A 24,885-nucleotide genomic window follows, 5' to 3' on the forward strand; every position below is an offset into this window, starting at 1 on the left:
AGTTCTGACAACCGACTTTCATTCGAGAGCAAGAGGTGAAAAGGCAAGCTGATGAAACAAGTAATCTTGGGCACTGCAGGTCACATCGACCACGGAAAGACCTCTCTCATCAAGGCTCTGACGGGAATCGATACGGATCGCCTCAAGGAAGAAAAACTGAGAGGCATCACCATTGAACTGGGCTTCGCCCATCTGGAACTGCCCAATGGAGATCGGCTGGGGATTGTTGATGTGCCCGGGCACGAACGTTTCGTAAAACATATGGTGGCCGGCGCCACGGGCATGGATCTGGTAGCCCTCGTCATTGCAGCCGATGAAGGCGTCATGCCTCAGACGCGCGAACACATGGAAATCTGCCAACTGCTTCGAGTCAAGAAGGGCCTGGTCGTACTCACAAAAACCGACCTGGTGGATGACCCCGACTGGATCGAAATGGTCCAGGAGGATGTGGCCCAGTTTCTCAAGGGCACTTTTCTCGAGGGGGCTCCAATCGTTCGCGTTTCGGCCGTCAAGGGAGAAGGAATAGAAGAACTCAAGCAAGAGTTGACAAAACTCGTCGCCACGGTCGAACCGAGAAGCTCCGATGGACCCTTCCGCCTTTCCGTGGACCGCGTTTTTACCATGCGGGGCTTCGGGACCGTCGTCACGGGCACGAGCACATCCGGAAAGCTCCACATCGGAGATCCGGTCATGATCTACCCACCGGGTCACAAGACCAAGGTAAGAGGCCTCCAGGTGCACAGCCTCGAGGTGGAGGAAGTCTTGCCCGGCCAGCGAACCGCCATCAATCTTCAGGGCATAGAGCGCGCCATCATTCAGCGCGGTGACGTTGTGGCAACACCGGGATCACTTGTGGCCACACACATGATCGACGTCTATCTGGAACTTCTCAGGAGCGCACCCCGTCCCCTCAAGCACAGAGCCAAAGTGCGTTTTCACACGGGAACCGCCGAGCATCTCGGCACGGTGATTCTCCTGGACAGGGAAGAATTGCCGGCAGGGGAAAGCGCATTCATCCAGATCCGCCTGGATCAGGCCGTGGCTGCTCTCCGAGGAGACCGCTTCGTGTTGAGGTCGTACTCACCCGTCCAGACCATCGGCGGCGGAACGATCCTGCATCCCCTCCCCCGCAAACACAAAGGTCAGGAAAAGCGTGAAGCGGCTGTTGCACTCAAGACTCTTCTGGCCGGCGAGGAAACCGACATCATCCTCTGGCATATTTTCGATTCCGGTTGGACCGGGCTGAGCGAGAGCGAACTCCAGGTGCGGGCAAATGTCTCTCCGAAATTCCTGGAAAAGACACTCCAACGGTTTATCAGCCAGAAGCAGGTCATCCTTTATGACAAGGAGAACCGAAGACTGCTCCATCCCGATTCTCTGGATCAGCTCAAGCAGGCCATTTTGGAACATTTAGCGGAATATCACCGGCGGTTCCCCTTGAAAAACGGGATGCCCAAAGAGGAGCTTTCGGCGCAACTCCCAAGACCCGTGGATGTAAAACTCTACAATTTCGTGCTGCGGCATCTGGCGGAGCAGGGACTGGTGACACAGGAAATGGAATGGGTCCGGTTGACTTCGCACAAAGTCGATTTGACCAAAGAAGAAAAAGTCATACGGGAAAAGATCGAAAAAGCCTTTCTCGACGGTGGGCTCCAACCGCCTTTCTTTAAAGATGTTGCAGAAAAACTGCCCGGCACCCCGCGTCAGCACCAGGATGTCCTTCAGTGGATGCTTTCGCAGGGGATCCTTGTAAAGACCAAAGAGGATCTGTATTTTCATATCGCTGCACTGAATGATCTCCAGAGCCGTCTTACAGCTTTCCTCAAGGAAAAGGGGGAAATTTCGACTCCCCAATTCAAGGAGATGACCCAGGTCAGCCGAAAATACACGATTCCTTTATTGGAATATTTCGACACGCAAAAAGTGACCATCCGTATCGGTGACGTGCGAAAACTTCGCGAAAGCAAGGCAGGGTCCGGGTCGTAGAATGAACCACGCCATGTCACTCTTCAAGAGAATAAGGAGACAACAGCAATGCTCAAACACGTCGTTTTTATGAAGTTCAAGAAAGATGCCGCAGATGCAGACATTGTCGACCTGGAAAAGGGCCTGAGCAAACTTCCTGGAATGATTTCGGAAATAAAGGGATATGAATTTGGGCGGGACATCGTTCATTCTGAAAGGTCTTACGATTTTGCATTGGTGTCGGCCTTCGATGATTTAGAATCCATGAAACGCTACCAGGTACACCCCGAGCACGTTGCAGTCATCGGTAAAGTGAAAGCGCTCTGCGACAGCATCCTGGCCGTGGATTTCGAATACTAGTCAAACTCTTTTCCCTTCGGGGGTGTTGCGTCCACAAAATCCCTCTCCCTTCCAGGAGGAGAGGGATTCCCCCCATGCACAGCAAGGAGCAGCCTCAATCCACATGAGCAACCAGGATCCGCAACACATCTATCACTATGCCATCGACGCTTTTGGAAACTGGACCTGCGAAGGAAACCCGGTTACCGAGCAGGAACTCGTTCGCATATTGAGCCGTTCTATTTTTATGGAAGGAGGCAACTATTTCATTCGCTGCGAAGGCGAGGTGCATCCGGTCCAGGTGGCGGATGCACCGCTCTGGGTGCATTGCGTCCACGTGAAAACGAACTCGAAGGGTGATCTTCAGCACGTGGAAATAGAACTGGAAGACGGGCGACGGGAACTTCTGGACGGAGAAACCCTAACGGTCGTACAAAACCAGGCGCTCTACTGCCTCGCCACTCCCCGGCGGTTGAAAGCACGCTTCGGAAAGCTGGCTTATTACGAATTGACGCAATACTTGCAGATGGACGAAAACGGGGAAGAATTCTACTTTGTCATCGCCGGCCGCCGTTACAACATCGAGAAGGAATCAGAAAAGGGAGCCCCCGCCTGACTTCCCCTGCGCCCTTCTCTTTCTCAAGAATTTCCCCCACAGCCATAACCGGTCAAGACACCTACAAAAAGATTCACATCCATCACATTTTCATCGAAATCGAAGCAGGTTGTCCTCTCTGAAGAACAAAAGCCCGTTTTCCCCGGAAAGGAAAACGGGCTTTTTCAACACCTGATTACATCATGATTATCCGAACCTGCTCCGGGGCAGGGAAACCGGTTTCCCCTCGCCCGGCTTCATGCTGCCGAATTACATGGGGATATTTCCATGTTTTTTGGGCGGCAGAGCTACGCGCTTCGTGGCCAGCATTTCAAAGGCTTCGATCAGGCGGGTACGGGTTTCGGAAGGCATGATGACCGCATCAATGTAACCGCGCGACGCAGCAATGTAAGGATTGCAGAGAGCTTTCTTGTAATCTTCGATGATCTCCTGGCGCTTGGCGGCAGGATCGTCAGCCTCGGCGATTTCCTTACGGAAGATAACGTTCGCGGCACCCTCGGCACCCATAACCGCGATTTCAGCCGTCGGCCAGGCAAAGGTGATGTCGCCGCCGAGTTCCTTGGAGCACATGGCGAGATAAGATCCGCCGTAGTCCTTACGAAGGACCAGGGTGATTTTGGGTACCGTGGCTTCAGAGTAGCACCACAGCAGCTTGGCACCGTGACGGATGATTCCGCCCCATTCCTGGTTCTTGCCGGGCAGGTAACCGGGAACATCGGCGATGGTCAGCATAGGAATATTGAAGGCGTCACAGAAGCGAATGAAGCGGGTAGCCTTGTCGGAGGAATCCACATCCAGACAGCCGGCGAGGACCTTGGGCTGGTTGGCGATGATTCCAACGCTCCTGCCGTTAAAGCGGGCAAAACCCACAACCATGTTCAAGGCATAATGCTCATGGACTTCCATGAAGTCGCCGGCATCCACGATAGAGCGGATAACATCCTTAACATCGTAGCCGCCCATGGGGTTGTCAGGAATGATGCTATCCAGCTCGGGACAGGCGCGAGCCGGGCTGTCTCCCATGTCCACAACCGGAGGATCTTCCATGTTGTTGTCGGGGAAAAAGCTCAACAGGCGTTTGATCTTATCGATATTGTCGGCATCGCTCTCGCATGCGAAATGAGCCACACCGCTCTTGGTGTTGTGAGTCATGGCGCCACCGAGCTCTTCCTGGGTGATGATTTCACCCAGAACCGCCCGAATGACGTCGGGACCGGTAATGAACATGAGGCCGGTATTTTTGGTCATGAAGATGAAGTCGGTCATTGCGGGAGAATAAACCGCACCACCGGCGCAGGGGCCCATGATGGCGGAAATCTGGGGAATAACACCTGAAGCGATAGCATTGCGGTAGAAGATGTTGCCGTATCCGGCAAGTGCATCAACACCTTCCTGAATGCGTGCTCCGCCCGAGTCGTTGAAACCAACAAAGGGTTTACCGGTTTTAAGAGCGAGGTCCATGACCTTGCAGATTTTCTTGGCATGCATTTCACCGAGGCTTCCGGCGCGTGCAGTGAAATCCTGTGCGAAAGCAAAAACCTGACGACCGTTTACGAAGCCATATCCCGTGATGACACCTTCCGCGGGGATCTCGACCTTATCGATTCCAAACAGAGTGCCTCTGTGCTTCATAAACATATCGAGTTCTTGGAAGGTCCCAGGATCGAAAAAGTAGTTCAAACGCTCGCGGGCCGTCATCTTGCCCTGGCTGTGCACTTTAGCTACGGCTTTTTCGCCGCCCATTTCCCTAACTTTAGCTTCACGCTCACGCAGCTCGTTCAGTTTATCAGCAACCCTTCCCATATCCGCTTCTCCTCCGTTTCAACATTGAAAGAATCCTGGTTTGCTCCCACTTTACCAAATTTGCGCCATTCTAACGGTTCAAAAAGGCTTGTCAAGCGCTTTCCCCTCCTTTCGCATGAAGCGCACTATTATCTATTGCTTCCGCGTGGAAAAGAAAGAATCCAAAAGCAAACCATTCCCCATCTAAAACCAGACTCGATTATCCCATGCATTACTCTACAATATCTGTCAAAGTCATTATCCCGCTGTCGCAAAAAATTCAGAGATCTTTACTATTCAAAAACACCCTTTCCTTTGTACAAAAAAGAAGATTCATGCCAGGAGCCGACATTTCAACGGGACGCATAAGGAACATGCCGCAAAACCAATCCCAATTCCCGCGCCGACTGCCACAAAAGGCGGCTTTCCTGCTTTTTCTCGGGATCATCCCGCAAAACGAAATGAACCACTTCACTGTAATTTCGCATGAAGTCCAGCGTGACGCCCGCATCGCAAACGAGGACTTCAAATCCCTCCAATAAAACTTCTCCCACGGTGATCACCACCGGTTCTATAAGATCAGAAGATTTATTGAAAGCAAAAATGGAATGGGGGACAAAACTTTCCTGAGAAAAAGTCCAAAGCATCTGATCCAGGTGCTGGGCCGCCATGGTGGAATCAACCACCACCTGCACCCTTTTTCCCTCTTCATAAAAACGCTCCACCCATTGACACAAGAGGCGTCTTTGCCCTTCCGATGGAGTCTCCACAAAATATATCTGGCTCGGAGGCATCTTTTCCCAGTATAGTTCGGCGTAAATCCTCAGCTGGTCCGGCATGTTTTGAAGTCCCCCTTTGAAGGGGATTCAAGGGAGTGCGCCCCTTAGAGCCTATCCAAAAACCTACCTCGGCAGCGGACACCCTCCCTTTAATTCCCCCCTCAAGGGGGGACCAAGGGGGGTGTCGCAAAGTCCACAGGTGGTTTCTGGATAGGTTCTTACTTCACCCTCTGTCGCCTCAAGAGGGGATAGAACCGTTCAAGAGGTTGAGAACTTTTGCCGAGATGAACTAACATGTCAGGTGAAAAGCTCCCGCAACCCTTTTCCCCCGGCCATGAAGGCGATTGAAGGTTTGAACAGCTTCCGCCGTCGGTTGCTCAATCAGTTCGATTCGAGCGTCTTTCAAAACCTTTCGAAGACTGTCCGTCACATGCATTCTTCCGGGCTGTCCCATTCCCACGACCAGAGTTTCGGGACCAGAGGCCAAAATATCCTGAACATCCTCAATGTCACAGGTGTGGCCTTCTCTTCGCCACCAGCGGGAAATCACCTCATCGTCGATGATCTTGAGATCATTCCGGTATATCTTTCCTCCGACAGTCATGGCGCCAAATTGATAATGACCGATCATGACTCTTCGCTCCGGCTGTCCATTTTTTGTTCTTCCGGTTCGTATTCCCCCTGCATCGCCTTTGCAGCCACTTTTAGCGCCTACTGGCGGCAAACCCGATGCACAGCCTCAACACTGTGGGGTCCGAAATACTGGTCCATTTCCTCAAAAAAAGCGCGCGTCGGATTGACCTGAAGCTTCGAATTCAGTGCAATCACGGCCTCGCCTTGCGACTCTACTAGCAGATGAAGGAATGTTTTGCAATCCCCGGGATGGTTCATGAGAAGATGGCGCAACCGCGTCAGACCATCCCGGTCCAACCGTTCCGCACGCAGATGGATCCTCACGGAATCTACCGCCTGCACCTGAGCATCGTCCAGAGTGAGAATGCTGTTGGCAATGATTTTTGATCCCTTTTCATCATGCTGCACTTTCCCGATCACCACGAGGGGTTCGTCTCCCTCCAGGAGGCCCCTCGCCTGAGAAAATGCTTCGGAGAAAGCCACCACCTCCACAACGCCCTCCTTATCCTCTAGAGCGAGAAAAGCCATGCGATCCCCCTTCTTGGTGGTGAGTTCCTTGGTGATGCTCACCATTCCGCACAGCACCGCTTCGGTCCCCTCAGCTTTTTCCCTTACCTTTTGAGTATCAGCAGAACAAAAAACGGCCAACCGGTCCGCGTAAAAATCCAGCGGATGCCCCGAAATGTAAAAGCCCAGAGCTTCCTTTTCGAACTGAAGGGTAAGGCGCGTATCCCAATCGGGCACATCGGGGAGAGGCTGCGGGGGAGTTTTCTGCTGAGACCTGAGCAGATCGAACATATTGATCTGCCCGGACTGACGGTCCCTCTGCATCGCCTGAGCCTTCTCCAGGGCGCTGTCCAAACCCGCCATAACCCGTGCCCGGCTTCCGTGAATGGAATCGAACGCTCCGCACTTGATGAGCTGTTCCAGGACACGGCGATTGACCTTTGCAGTGTCCACCCTTTGACAAAAGTCGGTCAGAGACAAAAAACTCCCTTTTTCATGCCGCGTTTCAAGAATCACTTCAATGGCCGCCTCCCCCACATTTTTGACGGCGCCCAGGCCAAAGCGGATCTTACCCTCCACCACCGTGAAGTCCTTGCTGCTGGCATTGACATCGGGCGGAAGGATTTCAATCCCCTTTTCCTTGCATTCGTTGATGAGTTTTACCACCTGATCGGTATTGCTCAGGAAGCTGTTGAGGAGGGCCGCCATGAATTCTGTTGAATAGTGAGTCTTGAGATAGGCCGTCTGGTAAGCGATGAGCGCGTAAGCCGCGCTGTGAGACTTATTGAACCCATAGCCGGCGAATTTCTCCATCAAGTCAAAGATATGGTTGGCCTTGGCCAGGTCGATCCTGTTTTCTTTGGCTCCGGCGAGGAATCTGTCCCGCTGGGCAGCCATGACTTCCGGATTTTTCTTTCCCATGGCCCGGCGCAGAATGTCGGCTTCGCCCAGTGTGTAATTGGCCAGAACACTGGCGATTTTCATGACCTGTTCCTGGTAGAGAATCACCCCGTAGGTGGGTTGGAGGATCGGCCGAAGCTCCTCCAGTTCGTAGCTTACCTCTATCTGCCCGTGTTTTCCCTGAATATATGTCTCCACCATGCCGCTCTCGAGGGGGCCGGGACGGTAGAGAGCCACCAGGGCCACAATGTCCGCAAAATTCTCCGGCCTCAAACGAACGAGGATATCCCTCATTCCCGAGCTTTCGAGCTGAAATACGCCCGTCGTATCCGCGCGGCTGAGGAGCTCATAGGTATCCCGGTCGTCTAGGGGCAACTCTTCGATCCTCAAATCGATACCGTGGTTTTCACGAATGAGCTGAACGGCATTGTTGATGACCGTCAGGTTCCGTAAGCCCAAAAAGTCAAACTTGATGAGCCCTGCCTTTTCCACGTATTTCATGGAATACTGGCTCACCACTTCGTCTTCCTGTCCCTTGTAGAGCGGCATGTACTCAACGATGGGCTTATCGGCCATCACGACGCCAGCCGCATGAGTGGATGCGTGGCGCGTCAGACCTTCAAGGGCGAACGCGATTTCAAAAAGCTCGCGCAGTTGCGGATCTTCCCGCTGAAGTTCGGCAAGGCGGGGTTCAAGCTGAAAAGCCTTTTGAAGCGTCATGCCCGGAGAAGAGGGGATGAGCTTGGCGATGCGGTCCACTTCGTTGTAGGGCATGGCCAGGGCGCGCCCTACATCCCGAATGACGGCACGGGCCTGCATGGTTCCAAAGGTCGCAATCTGCGCCACCCTGTCTTTGCCGTATTTTTCCGTTACGTATTTAAAGACCTCTTCGCGGCCGTGGATACAGAAGTCGACGTCGATATCCGGCATGCTGATGCGTTCGAGATTGAGAAAACGCTCGAAAATGAGACCGTGTTCAATGGGATCGAGGTCCGTGATGCTCATGACATAGGCCACAAGGCTCCCCGCAGCGGACCCTCGCCCCGGCCCCACCGGGATTCCATGGCTTTTGGCGTAGTTGATGAAATCTGCGACGATGAGAAAGTAGGCGGGAAACCCCATCTGCCGGATCACGTCCAGTTCGTACCGGAGCCTTTCCTCGTATTCCTTCAGATCTTTCTCACTGAAACTAGAGCGTTTCTTCCGGATCAAAGGGAGTCGTTTTTCGAAGCCTTCCCAAACCGTCTTTTCGAACCGGTCTTCAATACTTTCCCCTTTTTCCAGGGGAAAAACGGGAAAGTGATATGCCCCCAGTTCAAGCTTCAAATTGCACCGTTCGGCAATGGCCACGGTGTTCTCCAGGGCTTCGGGCACGTGAGCGAATTCCTGTGCCATTTCTTCGGGGGATTTGAAGTAAAGCTGGTCCGTGGAGAATTTCATGCGCTTCTCATCCAGAATGGTTTTTCCCGTCTGGATGCCAAGCAGAATTTCATGGGCGCGGGCATCACTGCGGCGCAGATAGTGACAATCGTTCGTAGCGACAAGGGGGAGCCCCAGATCCCGTCCCAGCCGAATCAACCCTTCATTGACAATGGCCTGCTCCGGAATGCCGTTGGCCTGAAGTTCCAGGTAAAAATTGCCGGGGCCAAAGATTTCCGCATATTCCTGCGCCGCCTTTCGAGCATTTTCCTCCTGGTTGCGCAGCAGGTTCCAAGCTACCTCCCCTTTGAGGCACGCAGAAAGCCCAATGAGGCCCTCATTCCATTTTCTGAGGATTTCCTTGTCAATGCGCGGCTTGTAGTAAAATCCCTCCAGATAGGCGGAGGAGACGAGCTTCATTAAATTCTGATACCCTGTAACGTCTTTTGCGAGGAGGACAAGGTGATAGCTTCGGTCTTCGTCGCCACCCCCTCCGTTGTCTCCACGTCCTTGACGATCGAAGCGACTCCTGGGAGCCAGATAGACCTCACAGCCGATGATGGGCTTCAAACCCGCTTTATGGGCCTTTTCATAAAACTCGAGAGCTCCGAACATGTTCCCGTGATCCGTCACGGTCACTGCAGGCATGTTGTAGCTTCGAGCCGTATCGAGCAGATCCTGCAACCGAATCGCTCCATCCAGCAAGCTGTATTGGGAATGGACATGAAGATGCACAAAAGAGGTCATAGACAAAACTCCCAGCTAAGTGATATATTTCAATCCAGATTTGTATGGCGAAATGGTGCGAAATAGGAATCTAACTTTCTTGATTTCATTCCGATGAAGATATGCGTTGGACCGACGGGATTCATCCTCCATGAGTAATTCAGCCGCCTATTTCATACCCCCTGAGAGATGAAAGAACAAGAGAGGAATGTTCGCAGGTCTCGTAAGAGATAGCTCACACACCCAAGAGTGTCGTTGAATATCCATACGCACAGACCGTTTTACAACACTCGAAACCTCGACAATTTACACTTGACTTCCTCCCCATTCATCGTCTAAGATTTGCTGTGTCACAAGGCTTTAGCGGGTGTAGCTCAGTTGGTAGAGCACAAGCTTCCCAAGCTTGGGGTCGCGGGTTCGAATCCCGTCGCCCGCTCCAGTCAGACATTTGCTCCTTCTCACAAGGAAGGCTTCCCTTTTTGAGGTGGCAGCAATCCCCTTGTTTGGGGATAATGATTGCTTACTTCGATTAGTGGATGACAAGACTTCTGGATTCTCATAGCAGAGAAGCCTTTTTTTGGCTATATTTAGATTATTGTCGGGTCTACTGAGAGAAGTGGGTATTTTTACCCACTTTTTTTATTTTGTAACGATGTATCGAGTGCGAGAGGGAAAGACGGCGTTCATGTCGGAAACGGGAGATAAAACACAAGAGATCATCACCCAGGTATGGAATCTGGTGGAACCCCTGGTCCAGGCCGAAGGCATGGAACTCATAGAGGTGGAATATCGCAGAGAATCCATTGGGTGGGTATTACGCTTTTTTATCGATCAGGAAAGAGGGATATCCGTTGACGACTGTGCCAAAATAAGCCGGATTGTCAGTGACTTGCTGGATGTCGCGGACCCCATTCCCGTTGCCTACCATCTTGAAGTCTCTTCGCCCGGGTTGAACCGTCCCTTGCGCAAGTTGGATCATTTCCAGGAACACGTGGGAAAGATCATCGAAGTGCGGACAGCATCCCCTTTGACGCCCATTTTGAACCGACGCAATTTCAAAGGAAGACTCACGGCAGCCAACTCTGAAGAAATTACCATGGATTGCGATGGTCAACTTTTTGAGATTCCAATGAATCTCGTAGAACGGGCTCGTTTTTGCTATTTCGAATCTTCGAAGCAATAGTCCCACGTGATGTTTAAAAATAAAATATTTTGTCCATTCGAAGACGTTGTAAGGAGACAAAAAAACCATGGCCAGTGAACTCAAGCGGTTGATCGATCAGGTCAGCAGGGAAAAAGGTATTGACCGCCAGACATTGATCAACACACTGGAAGAAGCCATTAAATCAGCGATCAAGAAAAAGTACGGCAACCGGTTCGATCTGGACGTGACCTTCAACGAAGAGTTTGGAGAAATCGAAGCCTTTCAGTTCAAGGAAGTTGTGGAACAGGTGACGGATCACGAAAAGGAAGTCTCTCTTGAAGAGGCTTTGGCGCTCGACCCCGAGGTGGAGTTGGGAGACGAACTTGGCATCCGCATGAATACGGATGCACTGGGGCGCATTGCTGCTCAATCCGCCAAGCAGGTCATTATCCAGAAGATGAAGGATGCTGAAAGGGAGGTTGTTTACGACGAATTCAAGGGCCGAAAGGGTGAAATCGTCCACGGCATTGTACAACGCGTGGACAAGAACGGTATCACCGTAAACCTGGGACAGGCCGAAGCGCTTCTTCCCGCCAAGGAACAAATCCCCCGGGAGGTATTCCGGCAGGGGGATCGTATCCGCGCCTATGTGCTGGAGGTCAAGAAAATCAGCAAAGGCCCTCAGATCATCTTGAGCCGTACGCATCCTCATTTCCTCATTCAGTTGTTTCACTCGGAAGTTCCGGAAATCGCGGAAGGAATTGTCAGCATCATCAGCGCCAACCGGGAACCGGGCTCACGCGCCAAGATCGCCGTCGTTTCCAAAAACCCCGATGTCGATCCGGTAGGCGCCTGCGTGGGCATGAAGGGGTCACGCGTGCAGAATGTGGTCCAGGAACTTCGAGGCGAAAAAATCGACATCGTTCCATGGAATATGGACCCTGCGAAGTTCGTCGTCAATGCGCTCGCTCCCGCCATCATTTCAAAGGTCATTATCGATCAGAACAACAGGAGCATGGAAGTCATTGTGCCTGATGATCAGCTTTCCCTCGCCATTGGCAAGAGGGGGCAGAACGTTCGCCTGGCTTCGAGACTCACCAACTGGCGCATCGACGTGAACAGCGAAAGCCGTTATGGGCGAAAGAAACAAGCGGGTTATCAGGCGCTCCTGCAGATCAAGGGCCTGACGACTGAAATGGCCGACCGTCTCTACGAGGCAGGTATTACGTCGTTGCAGGATTTCTTGGAAGCCGGCACCACTGAACTGGAGGATCTGACACGGCTCTCGGAAGCGGCCGTCTCAGAAATGAAAGAGGAAGCGAAAATTCTTTTATCGACCAGGGTTGCCGGAACGGTCACGGATTCGGAAGACTCCGTGAAAATGTCGGAGTCAAAAGGTGGTTCGGAGGAAGAAGCACCCCAGGTTTCTGAGGTTTCTATGGACGAAAGGTCCACGGCGGGAACTTCCAGTGAGAATGTGACAGGGGAGTGATTTTGTTGCGTAGAGGCCATCTGCCGATCAGAACATGCGTCGTATGTGGCCGGAAGGAGCCAAAATTTGCTCTCTTACGAATGGCCCTCGACTTCGAAGAAAAGAAGTTCATTGTGTTGGATCGCGATCAATGCCTGGAAGGACGCGGAGCTTATGTCTGCCCGGGTTGCTTGCCCCGATTACGTTTTACTAAACGGGTCCAAAAGGCTTTTCGGAACAAGGCGAAAGGGTTGGCCCAAGACATCCGTCAATGAAGCTCGGCATTTTATAAGGGTTCGAGTGCGAAGAAGTACGAAATCATTTCATCCCTTTTCCGTGGGGGGCGGAACATGAAAATGGATAACGCACATTTTCCGGTTTCTTTAAGAACCTCCAATGAAAGTTCTGATTGAAGCAGTGATCGACTTATATATCGTTTTTGTTCTATTCGGAATGTAAGGCTGTTTTTCGACTTGTACGTTCACCGTGACAATGGGAGCTAAGGGGTGAAGGTTTAAAATAGATAATAGAAATAAGCCAAGTTAGATAAGGGGGAAGTTTTCATGACGCGAATGAGGGTGCATGAACTTGCGAAAGAGCTCAATATGAATAACAAAGATCTGATTGATCGAATTCTCAAGTTGGGGATTCAGGTCAAAAACCACATGAGCACTTTGACTGAATCCACAGTGGAAAAGATCCGTCAGCAGTTTACAGAGGACAAGACGGAAACGGTTGAAGAGAAGCGAATCGGGAGAGCCGTCATCAGGAGACGGAAAAAGACCTTTGAAGAAGAAGGTCCTGCTGTCGAGGCCGTACCAATAGAGGCAGCAATGGCGGTCCCGTCCGTTCAGGAAGAAATAGCCCCAATGGTTCCCGCTCCACCCGAAGCGACAGCAACACCAGTGGCGGAAGTGGAGCCCACGCAAGAAGAGCCCGGGGAAGAGGCGCCCTCGCCCGCCCCCGTGCACCCAGTTGAAACGCCCCTGGAAAAGGTCGAAAAAGTAGAAGCAGTAGAAGAGCCGGTACACGTGGAGGTTACACCCGAGCCTTCAATTCCCCCTGAAGAGCTCCCTCGGGAAATTTCCTCTGCTCCCCCTACAGAGGAAGAAACCCCTTCACCGGCCGAAGTGAAAGCCATCTCCCCTGAGCCTGAAGCGCAAGTTCCTCCATCGGAAGTGGAAGAGGTAAAGAGAGAAGCGAGCCAGGAACCCTTGGAAGCGGAAGTTGCGAGAAAGGAACTGGAAGAACAGATGCCTCAAGAGCAGCTTGAAGTACAAGCTATCCCTACCCCCGAGCCAGGTGAAGAACCGGCTGCTGAGACCGTAGCCGGCGAGGTCGCTGCAGAAGAAGAGGAGTCCAAGGCCAAGAAGGCCAAGAAGAGGCGCCGTAAAAAATCCCGCAAAGACGAACCGGCACGCATCATCAAACTGCCCGATATCATTCCACCTGAACCCGAGGAAGAACCGGAGCTGCCGCATCTGGCGCCTCGTCTCCAGGCAAAAGCGGTTACAGAGGAAAAGGAAGTCAAAGAAGCTCCCCGCAAGAAGAGGGTCAAAGCCGTCGACGAGGTGGTCAAGGAGGCTCCCGACCGGAAACGCAAGGGCGGGCAACGCAAAGAAGTTTTTGTACGCGAAGACCTCTATTCCAAAAAGGAGCTTGCGGCTCAGGCGGATCGCGGCCGTCCGAAAGACAGGGAAAGGCCCTCTGTAGAGGAAGCCAAAGCCGAGCCTGCAGTGGCCAAGATAGGGAGAAAGAAAATCAAAATCGACGAAGCGATTACTGTCGCGAATCTGGCCAAGCAAATGGGGCAGAAGGCGGGTGAAGTCATCAAGAAACTGTTGCTCCTCGGGCTCCCCGCCAGTATCAACCAGGCTCTGGATTTTGATACGGCAGCGCTGGTTGCCAGTGAATTCGACTTCGAAGTGGAAAAGGTCGGATTCGAAGAGGAAGAAGTGCTTCAAACACAGCAGGACCGCGAGGAAGATCTCGTCCCGAGACCTCCCGTCATCACGGTTATGGGACACGTCGACCACGGTAAGACATCCCTTCTCGACGCCATACGGAAAACCAACGTCATCAGCGGGGAGGCGGGAGGCATCACCCAGCACATCGGTGCTTATGACGTCAAGCTGGAAAACGGACACGTGGTCTTTCTGGATACTCCGGGCCATGAAGCCTTCACCGCCATGCGTGCCCGTGGAGCCAAGGTGACGGACATCGTCATCCTGCTGGTAGCGGCGGACGACGGTGTCATGCAGCAGACGATCGAAGCCATCAACCACGCCAAAGCGGCTGAAGTCCCCATCATCGTGGCCATCAATAAAATAGATAAGCCCAATGCAAACGTGGAGAAGACCAAACGGCAACTGGCGGAACAGGGTCTCATCCCCAGTGAATGGGGCGGAGATACAACCATGGTGGAAATTTCCGCCAAAAAGCAAATCGGCATAGATGAGCTTCTGGAGATGGTTCTTCTGCAGGCAGAACTATTGGAATTGAAGGCCAATCCAAACAAGCCTGCCCGCGGGCGTGTCATCGAATCCAAGCTGGACAAGGGGCGGGGTCCCGTGGCTACTATCCTGATCCAGGAAGGAACTCTGAAGGCGGGCGACATTTACGTCTGTGGAGTGAATTCCGGACGCGTTCGAAACATGTTCAATGACAGGGGAAAACGGTTGATGTCGGCCGGGCCTTCCATGCCTGTTGAAGTTCTCGGCTTTTCAGGAGTCCCCAACGCGGGGGATCAATTCATTGTCCTGACGGACGAGAAACAGGCCAAACTCGTTGCGGAACATCGTTCCCTCAAACTGCGGGAAAAAGAGCTCACCCGGACTTCCAAGGTCACCCTGGAGAGCCTGTTCGATCAGATCCGCGAGGGCGAAATCAAGGAACTCAATGTCATCCTGAAAACAGACGTGCATGGGTCCCAGGAAGCCATCAGCGACTCGCTCTTGAAGCTCTCGACACCTGAAGTGAAGGTCAACATCATTCATAATGCCACCGGCGCCATCACGGAAACGGACATCATGCTGGCTGCCGCATCCAATGCCATCGTGATAGGGTTCAATGTGCGCGGGGACTCGAAAGTTTTGGAACTGGCGGAACAGGAAAATGTGGATGTGCGATATTACGACATCATCTACCAGCTCCTGAGCGATATCCGGGACGCCATGGTGGGTATGCTCGAACCCGTTTTTCAAGAAAATGTACTAGGCCGTGCCGAAGTGCGGCAGACCTTCCAGGTACCCAAGATCGGCATGATCGCCGGTTCATACGTGCTGGACGGCAAGGTGGAACGCGGCGCAAAGGTGAGAGTCCTCAGGGACCAGGTTGTTGTTTACGACGGGAAAATCGGTTCTTTGAGACGGTTCAAGGAAGATGCAAAAGAGGTCAAAGCCGGATTTGAATGCGGTATCGGCATCGAGAATTTCAACGATATCAAAGTAAACGATATCCTCGAGGTTTACGAACTCAAGGAAGTCAAACCCACGTTGGAAGGTGACAGCGACAAAAAATCGTAACTCTCATATTAGCCACGGAGGCACAGAGGGCTCAGAGAAAGACCTTCAAATGAAATTTCCGTGCTCTCCGTGGTTCAGATGAAATCTGACAACGTCAAGTTATGCCCATAATCGCTGGGCGGGTCATCTCAGGTCCGACGCACGGTTTGGATCTGGTTTCACCCCTATGGATCTGTTCATATGACAGTCGGAATTGCACGCGTAACGTTCAGGCTCCACGGCAATCAGTCTCTCAAAGAAAAGCGCAAAGTCGTCAAGAGCCTCATCGAGAAGAGCCGCCACCGGTTCAATGTTTCCGTCGCGGAAGTTGCGGACCAGGATGTACATCAGCGCACCACCATCGGTGTGGCGGTGATCGGAAGCGACGGGCGCGTTATCAATTCTCTTCTGGATCGCATCATCGATTTCATGGATTCCCTCAGCCTGGCAGACATGGTGGAACGGGAATTCGAACTGATTGCGCTGGGGGATTGACCATGGACCCTTGCGAGGGTCTTTATTTTCATCGGGCGGTTGTTTTTTGCCACTCGATTCAATTTCGTCCCCATGGCGAGGATAAAGACTATGGAATATAAGCGCTCCGACCGGATAGCCGATCTCCTTCAAAAGGAGATTGCAGACCTGGTCTTCCGCAGAGTAAAAGATCCCCGCGTCACTTCCGTGACCATCAGCGGGGTGGATGTGACGGCTGATCTCAAACACGCCCGCGTCTATTACTGCGTCATGGGCTCGCCCACAGAAGAGGAAAAACAATCCGTGGCTCAAGGCCTCAACAAGGCCAAGGGGTTCATACGTCAAGAACTGGGAAAGCGGTTGTACATACGATATGTACCCCAGATAACGTTTTGTTACGACCAATCGTTTGAGTACGGGGACAAAATCGAGCGCATACTGAAAGGTTTGCACGAAAATGAATGAGATCTACCGGGAGACTATCGACAAGATCGTGGAAGCAATCCGCGAGCACCATCGGTTCCTCATCGTCACGCACATCAAACCGGATGGGGATGCCGTGGGGTCCTTGCTTGGTCTCTCCTTTCTTCTCCGCCGCCTGGGGAAATCAGTCACTGCATGCACTCAAGATCCCATACCCACCACCTTGGAATTTCTTGCCGGTTCGGAAAGCATCAGCCATGAGGTACCTCAACCTTACCTTTACGATGTCGCCATTCTGGTGGATTGCGGGGATTTTCCCCGCGTAGGTTCTTCATTTGCCGAAGCCGTCGGCAGGGTCCCTTTCCTTATCAACATCGATCACCATTACGGGAATGTTCCTTTCGGAGACATCTGCTGGGTCAATGCGTCGGCAAGCAGCACCTGCGAAATGCTTTACCACCTGAGCTCCGCGCTCTCGGTTCCCCTGGACAGGGAGATCGCCACTCATCTCTACACGGGACTGTTAACGGACACAGGCTCTTTCCGTTTTGGGAACACGAATCAGAAGGTCCTGGAGATAGCCGCCGACCTTGTGGGCGCCGGCGCTGAACCGGCTCACATCGCTCAGCAGATTTTCGACTCCGCGTCTCCCCAAAGGCTCAAACTGCTGGCCCGGGTATTGTCCTCGGTTGCATTCCACGCAGATGCGCGTCTGGCAACGGCGGAACTCAGCTTGAAGATGTTCGACGAAACGGGAACCTCCTCCATGGACAGCGACGGTTTCATCAATCAGCTCCGTTCAGTAAAATCCGTCGAGATGGCCATGGTTTTCAGAGAGAGTGCCGAAGGACTTGTACATATCAGCATGCGATCCAAGGGAAAAGTGGATGTGGCCACCTTCGCTCAGACCTATGGAGGAGGAGGACATCGGCAGGCTGCCGCTTTTCGTTCCTCCGGTGATTTGCAGACAGTTCGTGCAAAGTTCACGGAGGAAGCGCGGAATTACCTGATGGTAAACTCGAAGGGCTCAACAGTATGAAAAATCCACTTCCCGGGATGCGTTCAACCTGGCACATCCAATGTTGTTTGTCCGCATCCGGCAGCAAAATTTTGTGGTAGACATGAATTGTGAATATGCAAAAAATGCCGCTTTCCCTGAAAAGCCCGAAGTAACTTCAAATCCCGGTTCTCCTGTTCATGGCGTTTTAGTCCTTGACAAGCCGGAGGGTATAACGTCTTTTGGGCTGGTAGCGAAGGTCAAAAAGCTGCTGAACATAAAGAAGGTGGGGCATTGTGGCACTCTGGATCCATTCGCCACCGGCGTGATGATCCTCTGCCTCAACCAGGCTACGCGCATTGTGGATCAGTTGCTGGTGCAGGATAAGGCCTACCGTTTCACCTTACGCTTCGGAGTGGAAACGGACACTCTGGACAGAACCGGCCAGGTGATCCGCGTTTATGAAGGTCCTCCACCATCGGAAGACGAGTTGATGATGAGGGTGAAGGGGTTTCTGGGAACTCATCAGCAGCGGGTTCCCCGCTACGCCGCTGTGAAGATCCAGGGCAAGAGGCTTTATGAACTGAGCCGCAAGGGAATAGAAGTCGATCTGCCATCACGCGAAGTTCAGATTCAACGCCTGGAACTCATCAGTTACAGGTGGCCTGAAGCCGTTCTGGAGGCGGAGTGCTCTAAAGGGACCTATATTCGGCAACTGGCAAGCGATCTTGGCACTCAATTGGGGTGTGGAGCCCATGTGACCCAATTACGACGTTTGAGGAGCGGGTCGTTTGGTATAGAATGCGCCATATCCCTGGATGCATTTCCGGAAAGATCGCCATGCAGTTTCTGGGAGAAAAAACTCATCACCATGAACGAGGCATTGCCTCATTTACCTGGGATTGTCGTCACAAACAAACGGATAGTGAAACGAATCCAGGAGGGGACCCTCGATTCTGATTGGGAAAATGAACACAGAGACCATTTCGCGGTCTCGAATGTTCCAGTCAAGGTTTTAGCTCCCGATAATCATTTGGTAGCGCTGTGGTGGCCTCATGCAGATGGCCGGGAACAGCGTCGTTTGCGCGTGTTTCAATCGGTCCGGTGAATTCTCACGGGGCGATGAGCACAAGTGGTCTGTGGACCGTGGTTCCACCAGGGCGGAGCCATTGGAACCAGGATCATCAACATCATGTTCACAATAGTGAAACAAAGGAGAAACGCCGTGGTAATGACCCCTGAAAAAAAGCAATCGATCATAGATGACTTCAAAATGCATCCATCCGATACGGGTTCGCCCGAAGTTCAGATCGCACTTCTCAGTGAAAGAATCACCTATCTGACGGAGCATTTCAAAGTCCACAAGAAAGATCATCATTCAAGACGCGGGCTGCTGAAGCTTGTCGGACAGCGCAGGCAGTTGCTCAATTATTTGAAGAAGAAAAACATCGACCGTTACAACACCGTTATCGAACGGCTTGGATTACGGCGCTAGTTTTCCTCAATCCGCCTCCCGACCCGATTTTCACAGGAGGCGGAAGTATTATATAACATAAGGAAATTATTTATGAAACATTCAGTTCAAGTCGAGGTGGGCGGACGTCCGCTTACCATCGAATGTGGTCACGTAGCCGCACAGGCCAGTGGGTCTGTAATGGTGCGTTATGGAGACACTGTCGTGCTCGTGACGGCGACCAAAGAAGACCGAGTCAGGGAAGGCATCGATTTCTTGCCTCTCATGGTCGACTATCAGGAAATGAGTTACGCGGCAGGTCGCATTCCGGGTGGTTTTTTCCGGCGTGAAATGGGCCGTCCCAGTGAAAAAGAAACCTTGACTTCACGCCTTATCGACCGCCCTATCCGTCCACTGTTTCCCAAGGGCTACACCTACGAAACGCAGGTCATTGCCACGGTTCTCTCTGTGGACATGGAAAACGAACCCGATGTCATTGCCATGACCGGTGCATCTGCAGCGTTGCACATTTCTCCAATTCCTTTTCATGGTCCGGTGGCCGCTGTACGCGTCGGCCGTGTGAATGGGGAATTTCTCATCAACCCGAGCGCACTGCAGTTGGAAGAGAGTGACCTGAACGTGGTGGTGGCCGGAAACTATGATGCGGTGGTCATGGTGGAAGGTGGAGCGAACTTTGTTTCCGAAGAAGTCCTCATTGAAGCCATTGATTGCGGGCATGCAGCCATTCGTCCCATTTTGGACGCTCAGGAAGCATTGCGTAAAATGGTGGGCAAGGAAAAGGAGGTTCTACCCGAAGTGGTCCAAGACCCGGCCTTGATCCAGGCCGTCAATGAGCTTGCCTCCCTGGAAATGCGGGAAGTGATGACCACTGCGGATAAACTCCTGCGACGCACCAAAAAGAAAGCCCTCAAGGAGCGCATCAAGGAAAAAATGGCGGAGGATTACCCCGAGCGGCAGAAGGAAATCGAGGACGCGCTTGAGGACTTGGAAAAACGTGTGGTCAGACGCATGATGGTCGAAGAGGGTCGAAGGATCGATGGCCGCAAGTTTGACGAAATCCGGCCCATTTCCATCCAAACGGGTATTCTCCCCAGGACTCATGGATCCGCCATCTTCACCCGTGGAGAGACTCAGGCCCTTGCCATAGCCACTTTGGGGTCCTCCTCCGATGAACAGAAGATAGAAACTCTGGCTGGTGAAATGTTCAGATCCTTCATGCTCCATTACAACTTTCCACCCTTTTCGGTGGGAGAAGCAAAGCCCCTCCGCGGCCCCGGTCGCAGGGAGATCGGACATGGCGCTCTTGCGGAAAGAGCCGTTAGACCCGTTCTACCCAAAGATGGAGAGTTCCCTTACACCATTCGGCTCGTTTCCGAAGTTCTGGCTTCCAACGGATCGAGTTCCATGGCTACGGTCTGTGGCTCCTGCCTGGCCCTCATGGACGCAGGGGTTCCCCTTTTGGATTCAGTAAGCGGAATCGCCATGGGTCTCATCAAAGAAGGCGACGATGTGATTATCCTTTCAGACATCCTGGGGGATGAAGATCATCTTGGAGACATGGACTTCAAGGTTACGGGAAACGAACGCGGCATTACAGCTATCCAGATGGACGTGAAGATTGCCGGAATCGACCGCAGCATCATGCAACGCGCTTTGGAACAGGCTCGCCAGGGGCGTATCCATATCGTAGGCAAGATGCGGGAAGTCATGCCCGCACCCAGGGAGGAACTCTCTCCCTACGCTCCCCGGGTTGTTACCATCAACATTAACCCCGAAAAAATCCGCGATGTGATCGGCCCCGGCGGGAAGGTGATTCGCGCTATTGTGGCTGAAACCGGTGCTAAAATCGACATCGACGATTCAGGTCGTGTCGTTGTCATGAGTCCGGACGCAACCGCATGCAACAAGGCCATCGACAAAATCAAGAGCTTAACTCAGGAACCCGAGGTGGGACAGCTTTACATGGCGCGCATTGTCCGCATTACAGACTTTGGAGCATTTGCGGAAATCCTGCCCGGAATCGATGGACTGATCCATATCTCGCAGCTGGACCACACACGAGTCCGCAAGGTAACCGATGTGGTTCAGGAAGGCGAAGAGGTGCTTGTCAAGGTAATCGAAATCGATAAGGACGGACGTATCCGGTTGAGCCGCAAGGCAGCCCTGGAGAAGCCCTCGACGGATAAAGAATAGCTGCAATGGAGACTCTTCCGAGTTCCATAAGCCGATGATGGGTAACGAGCAAAAAGATTCCATTGCGGGGCGGGTGTTTTCTCGCCTCTCCTTCAAAAAGCTCTGGAATCTTGCGCTTGATACTCATCCCGTTTTCATGACCCATAAACAAACCGCCCTATGATGGGTCCCAATAGGCAGTTCCATCTGTAGAAGTCCAGCCTGTGCGGATCTTTGTTGTCATCCGACAGGCGTTTTTTTCAGATGCGCTTGTTTATTCATCCACCTACACCATCTTGATCTAGTGAAATAAAACAGACATTGAAATGAGCGCCCCTGCGCATGATGCGGCATGTTCCTCGTAATGGGACAGGCTTGCCGCAACCCATCATGTTGAGACGGCGCCTTTCAGATAATAGAAGGGGAAAGCTTGTACCAGAAGACAGTTCTTCGCAATGGGATTCGTGTGGTCACAGAAAAGATACCTTACGTTTACTCCGTATCTACCGGCATATGGGTGGGCGTCGGGTCCCGGGACGAACAGGAGAGCGAACGGGGAATCACTCATTTTATCGAGCATATGCTCTTCAAGGGGACTCAGCGTCGCACCGCACTGGATATCGCCAAGGAACTCGATGCGGTGGGAGGCTTCGCCAACGCTTTCACCTCCAAAGAACATGTTTGCTTCCATGCAAAAGTTCTGGACACTCACCTTCCCCTCGTTGTAGATGTTTTGACAGACATCTTTCTCAATTCCGTGTTTGCGCCTCAAGAAATCGAAAGGGAACAGCAGGTCGTTCTACAGGAAATCCGGATGATCGAAGACACCCCGGACGAGTTCGTCCACGTTCTCTTTCAAGAAATGTTTTGGAAAAACAACCCATTGGGATTACCCATCTATGGTACGGCCGAAACGGTAGCCCGTACAGACCGCGAGAGCATTCTCCGTTACCTCGATCGCACGTTTCATCCAGAACAAATCGTAGTGGCAGCAGCCGGCAATCTGGAACACGACCGCTTTGTCGATCTGGTCGCCCCATCGCTCGAAACCCTGAACCATCGCGAACGCCGCGCAGACCGCAAAAAACCTTCCATTCATCCGGCTATTCAGGTGATAGAAAAGGAACTGGAGCAGGTACATCTATGCCTGGGCCTGAAAGGCGTCGCACAGACCGATGAAAACCGTTTCCCCTGCCATATCCTCAATGTCATTCTGGGTAACAGTATGAGCAGTCGTCTCTTTCAGGAAATTCGAGAAAAAAGGGGACTCGCCTATTCTGTATACTCCTTTCTGAACAGCCATGCGGACACGGGAATGCTCGGGGTATACGCCGGAATCGCTCCGGAAAATATCGAAGAAACCCTCAAGCTCATTCGGCAGCAACTCGATCTTTTGGCGACTGAACCCATCCCGGAAACAGAACTCGCTGCGGCTAAGGAATACCTTCGCGGCAGTATGTACCTCAACGCAGAAAGCACCGACTCCCGTATGAACCGGTTGGCCAAGAATGAGTTCCTTTTCGATCGTTTCATTCCCTTTGAGGAGGTAGAAGAAAAAATTATGGCGGTGGATGCCGGTTCCATTCAAGAGTGGTTTCAATCGGTGTACCACCCCCAACGCATGGGCCTTCTCCTTCTCGGTCCGGCGGGTCTCAAAGAGGCACATCTGGAAAACATCTTGCTCGAAAAAGAATAAGGTGAGCCATGTCATTGTTTTTCCAGGTACTCGCCAGCGGATCCAAAGGGAACTCCATCGTCGTGTGCAGTTCCAAAACCCGGGTGCTCTTCGATTCCGGATTGAGCTGCAAGGAAATCGTCCGCCGCCTCGAAAAGACTCCTGTGAATGGCAAGGATCTGGACGCCCTGGTCATCAGCCACGAACACCAGGACCACAGCCGAGGCTGCGGGGTTATCAGCCGCCGTTTCGATCTGCCCGTTTACCTCACGCGGGGAACTCTCGAGAACCTGCCGCCTCAGGTGGGACAACTGGCATATTCTCAAGTTTTTCAAACGGGGGCTTCATTCACCATCGGCGATTTGAAGATTCATCCTTTTGCCGTTTCCCATGACGCCGGAGAACCCTCCGCCTTCGTCATTGAGCAGGGAAGCATCCGCATGGGAATCTGTACAGATCTCGGCATGGTGACACAATTGGTCAAAATTCGCCTTCAGCAATGTCAGGCGCTCGTAATCGAATCCAATCACGATGTCACCCGCCTCATGGAAGGTCCCTACCCGCTTCATTTGAAACAGCGCATCCGAAGCCGCCATGGTCACCTCTCCAATGAGGAAGCCATTGAACTCCTCAAGGACTTGCACCATGAGGGTCTGAAATCGGTTCTGTTTGCACACCTGAGTGAAACCAACAATCATCCGGACCTCGTGCGCCGTGGCTTTCAGAAATTAAGCCTCTGCCAGGAATGGGAAGGGGTGCGATTTGAAATCGGGAAGCAAAACGAAGTCTCAACAGGGATTGAACTCGCCTGACCGCTCCCCTTCCATTGCCTCTTCGATGGGGACTAAGGGGGGTGAAAGTCCATACGAGGTTTCGGGTAGACTCCAAGATGGAAAAATGATGCTCATCTGAAAATACAAGAAGATCCCGCCTTAAGGAGAATTCTATGGAAACATTGCCCAAATGTTTGCTGCTCCCCGTCGACGGCAGTCAGGAATCTCTCAGGCCCGCCCAGTTTCTGGCAGACCTCTATCCCCAACGGGATACGATCGACATCATCCTTTGCTATTTCCTGCCACCCCTTCCCCCTATTTATCGGCAAAGACCCGATTCCCCCGAGATGTATGCAAAATTGAAAGCGATGCAAACAGTGCGTGATAAAAATAAGCGGTCCATTCTGGACCGTGCCAGGGAATTTCTCATAAGCATCGGGTTTTCCGGGGAGCATATTCAGGAGCATGTCGAAGAGAAGGCCCTCAGCGTGGGCAGGCAAACCTGCATATTGGCGGAGCGCAAAAAGGTGGACGCCGTTCTTGTTCAAAAGCAAGTCGTCAGAAGTCTGGAAGATTTTCTGTCCTCAGACATTTCCTCCGCTCTGCTGCAGCATTGTCTGACGAGTCCCATATGGTTGATAGACGGCAACGTCGACCCAAGCCGGGCGGTGATACTCCTGGAAGATGAGCATACATCCTTTAGAGCCGTGGACCATGCGGCGTTCATGCTGGAGGAAACCGATACGCACATCACTCTTCTCTACCTTGCTAAATCCGTCAAGGCGGCTTTGAAATGCCCGGCTTTTTCTCTTGATGCGGAAATGGGAGAATGGCTGAAATCGAGCGCGGGAAAGGATGTATTGCCGATTGTAATGGAAGCAAAAGCAATTTTGAAAGAGGGGGGCGTTTCTGAAGAACGCCTGGATCTGACGGTGCTGCCTGGGAGGGGAAACAAAGCTTCCGAGGTCACATCTTATTGCAGGGAGGCGGGCATCGGCATTGTCGTCCTGGGCCATTCACATCCCACCGGAATATGGAGTTTTCTCAAGAGCTCGGTCACTCAAAAAATGCTGACCGAGCTCCACGATATGGCCTTATGGATCAACCAATGAT

20 protein-coding genes and 1 tRNA gene are annotated in these 24,885 nt (G+C 52.4%); 17 read left to right on the forward strand and 4 right to left on the reverse strand.

From position 1 onward, the window contains the following. The first annotated feature begins 51 nt into the window (after window positions 1-51). From selB to QMG16_RS06460, 3 genes are all read left to right on the forward strand, one after another. Window positions 52-1,986, forward strand: coding sequence for a selenocysteine-specific translation elongation factor (gene selB / locus QMG16_RS06450; RefSeq protein WP_281793119.1), 1,935 nt, complete (start codon window positions 52-54; stop codon window positions 1,984-1,986). A gap of 48 nt (window positions 1,987-2,034) precedes the next feature. Next, entirely contained in the window at window positions 2,035-2,325 is a 291-nt protein-coding gene (locus QMG16_RS06455; protein ID WP_281793121.1) for a Dabb family protein, read from the forward strand. A gap of 103 nt (window positions 2,326-2,428) precedes the next feature. Then, window positions 2,429-2,920 carry a DUF1285 domain-containing protein gene (locus QMG16_RS06460; RefSeq protein WP_281793123.1) on the forward strand — a complete coding sequence of 164 codons (492 nt, stop codon included), beginning with the start codon at window positions 2,429-2,431 and terminating at the stop codon, window positions 2,918-2,920. A gap of 249 nt (window positions 2,921-3,169) precedes the next feature. Here QMG16_RS06460 and QMG16_RS06465 read toward each other — a convergent pair whose 3' ends face one another. From QMG16_RS06465 to dnaE, 4 genes are all read right to left on the reverse strand, one after another. Next, window positions 3,170-4,723, reverse strand: a complete 1,554-nt coding sequence (locus tag QMG16_RS06465; RefSeq protein ID WP_281793124.1) for an acyl-CoA carboxylase subunit beta — start codon at window positions 4,721-4,723, stop codon at window positions 3,170-3,172. A gap of 332 nt (window positions 4,724-5,055) precedes the next feature. After that, complete coding sequence (locus tag QMG16_RS06470) at window positions 5,056-5,541, reverse strand: DNA polymerase III subunit chi (RefSeq protein WP_281793126.1); 486 nt, start codon at window positions 5,539-5,541, stop codon at window positions 5,056-5,058. A 229-nt stretch (window positions 5,542-5,770) separates the two neighbouring features. Continuing rightward, the gene (locus QMG16_RS06475; protein ID WP_281793127.1) at window positions 5,771-6,112 is read right to left on the reverse strand and encodes an Mth938-like domain-containing protein; all 342 of its coding nucleotides are present in this window, start codon (window positions 6,110-6,112) and stop codon (window positions 5,771-5,773) included. Between the two features lie 80 nt (window positions 6,113-6,192). Then, complete coding sequence (gene dnaE / locus QMG16_RS06480; protein ID WP_281793129.1) at window positions 6,193-9,687, reverse strand: DNA polymerase III subunit alpha; 3,495 nt, start codon at window positions 9,685-9,687, stop codon at window positions 6,193-6,195. A 342-nt stretch (window positions 9,688-10,029) separates the two neighbouring features. Between dnaE and QMG16_RS06485 the strand changes: the two genes are divergently transcribed. From QMG16_RS06485 to QMG16_RS06545, 14 genes are all read left to right on the forward strand, one after another. Beyond that, a tRNA-Gly gene (locus QMG16_RS06485) sits at window positions 10,030-10,105 on the forward strand. Between the two features lie 246 nt (window positions 10,106-10,351). Continuing rightward, window positions 10,352-10,849 (forward strand): ribosome maturation factor RimP, encoded by a 498-nt coding sequence (rimP, locus tag QMG16_RS06490; protein WP_281793131.1) that lies wholly within the window; start codon window positions 10,352-10,354, stop codon window positions 10,847-10,849. Between the two features lie 67 nt (window positions 10,850-10,916). After that, window positions 10,917-12,302: a transcription termination factor NusA gene (gene nusA / locus QMG16_RS06495; RefSeq protein ID WP_281793133.1), complete on the forward strand. Its 1,386-nt coding sequence runs from the start codon at window positions 10,917-10,919 to the stop codon at window positions 12,300-12,302. Next, on the forward strand, window positions 12,299-12,556 hold the full coding sequence (locus tag QMG16_RS19540; RefSeq protein ID WP_373878661.1) for a YlxR family protein: 258 nt from the start codon (window positions 12,299-12,301) through the stop codon (window positions 12,554-12,556). The genes nusA and QMG16_RS19540 overlap by 4 nt, the downstream gene beginning before the upstream one ends. Window positions 12,557-12,853: 297 nt before the next feature. Next, complete coding sequence (gene infB, locus QMG16_RS06500) at window positions 12,854-15,805, forward strand: translation initiation factor IF-2 (RefSeq protein ID WP_281797047.1); 2,952 nt, start codon at window positions 12,854-12,856, stop codon at window positions 15,803-15,805. Between the two features lie 180 nt (window positions 15,806-15,985). Continuing rightward, entirely contained in the window at window positions 15,986-16,279 is a 294-nt protein-coding gene (locus QMG16_RS06505; RefSeq protein ID WP_281793135.1) for a DUF503 domain-containing protein, read from the forward strand. A gap of 90 nt (window positions 16,280-16,369) precedes the next feature. Continuing rightward, complete coding sequence (rbfA, locus tag QMG16_RS06510) at window positions 16,370-16,723, forward strand: 30S ribosome-binding factor RbfA (RefSeq protein WP_281793137.1); 354 nt, start codon at window positions 16,370-16,372, stop codon at window positions 16,721-16,723. After that, window positions 16,716-17,720 carry a DHH family phosphoesterase gene (locus QMG16_RS06515; RefSeq protein WP_281793139.1) on the forward strand — a complete coding sequence of 335 codons (1,005 nt, stop codon included), beginning with the start codon at window positions 16,716-16,718 and terminating at the stop codon, window positions 17,718-17,720. The genes rbfA and QMG16_RS06515 overlap by 8 nt, the downstream gene beginning before the upstream one ends. 82 nt (window positions 17,721-17,802) lie before the next feature. Then, complete coding sequence (truB, locus tag QMG16_RS06520) at window positions 17,803-18,786, forward strand: tRNA pseudouridine(55) synthase TruB (RefSeq protein WP_281793140.1); 984 nt, start codon at window positions 17,803-17,805, stop codon at window positions 18,784-18,786. Between the two features lie 123 nt (window positions 18,787-18,909). Next, window positions 18,910-19,173, forward strand: coding sequence for a 30S ribosomal protein S15 (rpsO, locus tag QMG16_RS06525; RefSeq protein ID WP_373878716.1), 264 nt, complete (start codon window positions 18,910-18,912; stop codon window positions 19,171-19,173). Between the two features lie 72 nt (window positions 19,174-19,245). Next, entirely contained in the window at window positions 19,246-21,345 is a 2,100-nt protein-coding gene (gene pnp, locus QMG16_RS06530; protein WP_281793142.1) for a polyribonucleotide nucleotidyltransferase, read from the forward strand. A gap of 409 nt (window positions 21,346-21,754) precedes the next feature. Further along, complete coding sequence (locus tag QMG16_RS06535) at window positions 21,755-23,020, forward strand: M16 family metallopeptidase (protein WP_281793144.1); 1,266 nt, start codon at window positions 21,755-21,757, stop codon at window positions 23,018-23,020. An 8-nt stretch (window positions 23,021-23,028) separates the two neighbouring features. Continuing rightward, complete coding sequence (locus QMG16_RS06540) at window positions 23,029-23,811, forward strand: MBL fold metallo-hydrolase (protein ID WP_281793145.1); 783 nt, start codon at window positions 23,029-23,031, stop codon at window positions 23,809-23,811. A 134-nt stretch (window positions 23,812-23,945) separates the two neighbouring features. Further along, the gene (locus QMG16_RS06545) at window positions 23,946-24,884 is read left to right on the forward strand and encodes a universal stress protein (RefSeq protein WP_281793147.1); all 939 of its coding nucleotides are present in this window, start codon (window positions 23,946-23,948) and stop codon (window positions 24,882-24,884) included. Window position 24,885: the final 1 nt, after the last annotated feature.

The organism is Desulforhabdus amnigena (assembly GCF_027925305.1).
GTDB lineage: Bacteria > Desulfobacterota > Syntrophobacteria > Syntrophobacterales > Syntrophobacteraceae > Desulforhabdus > Desulforhabdus amnigena.

Coding starts and splice junctions, on each gene's coding strand:
- selB (WP_281793119.1), top strand. CDS start 52: ATGAAACAAGTAATCTTGGGCACTGCAGGTCACATCGACCACGGAAAG.
- QMG16_RS06455 (WP_281793121.1), top strand. CDS start 2,035: ATGCTCAAACACGTCGTTTTTATGAAGTTCAAGAAAGATGCCGCAGAT.
- QMG16_RS06460 (WP_281793123.1), top strand. CDS start 2,429: ATGAGCAACCAGGATCCGCAACACATCTATCACTATGCCATCGACGCT.
- QMG16_RS06465 (WP_281793124.1), bottom strand. CDS start 4,723: ATGGGAAGGGTTGCTGATAAACTGAACGAGCTGCGTGAGCGTGAAGCT.
- QMG16_RS06470 (WP_281793126.1), bottom strand. CDS start 5,541: ATGCCGGACCAGCTGAGGATTTACGCCGAACTATACTGGGAAAAGATG.
- QMG16_RS06475 (WP_281793127.1), bottom strand. CDS start 6,112: ATGATCGGTCATTATCAATTTGGCGCCATGACTGTCGGAGGAAAGATA.
- dnaE (WP_281793129.1), bottom strand. CDS start 9,687: ATGACCTCTTTTGTGCATCTTCATGTCCATTCCCAATACAGCTTGCTG.
- rimP (WP_281793131.1), top strand. CDS start 10,352: ATGTCGGAAACGGGAGATAAAACACAAGAGATCATCACCCAGGTATGG.
- nusA (WP_281793133.1), top strand. CDS start 10,917: ATGGCCAGTGAACTCAAGCGGTTGATCGATCAGGTCAGCAGGGAAAAA.
- infB (WP_281797047.1), top strand. CDS start 12,854: ATGAGGGTGCATGAACTTGCGAAAGAGCTCAATATGAATAACAAAGAT.
- QMG16_RS06505 (WP_281793135.1), top strand. CDS start 15,986: ATGACAGTCGGAATTGCACGCGTAACGTTCAGGCTCCACGGCAATCAG.
- rbfA (WP_281793137.1), top strand. CDS start 16,370: ATGGAATATAAGCGCTCCGACCGGATAGCCGATCTCCTTCAAAAGGAG.
- QMG16_RS06515 (WP_281793139.1), top strand. CDS start 16,716: ATGAATGAGATCTACCGGGAGACTATCGACAAGATCGTGGAAGCAATC.
- truB (WP_281793140.1), top strand. CDS start 17,803: ATGAATTGTGAATATGCAAAAAATGCCGCTTTCCCTGAAAAGCCCGAA.
- rpsO (WP_373878716.1), top strand. CDS start 18,910: ATGACCCCTGAAAAAAAGCAATCGATCATAGATGACTTCAAAATGCAT.
- pnp (WP_281793142.1), top strand. CDS start 19,246: ATGAAACATTCAGTTCAAGTCGAGGTGGGCGGACGTCCGCTTACCATC.
- QMG16_RS06540 (WP_281793145.1), top strand. CDS start 23,029: ATGTCATTGTTTTTCCAGGTACTCGCCAGCGGATCCAAAGGGAACTCC.
- QMG16_RS06545 (WP_281793147.1), top strand. CDS start 23,946: ATGGAAACATTGCCCAAATGTTTGCTGCTCCCCGTCGACGGCAGTCAG.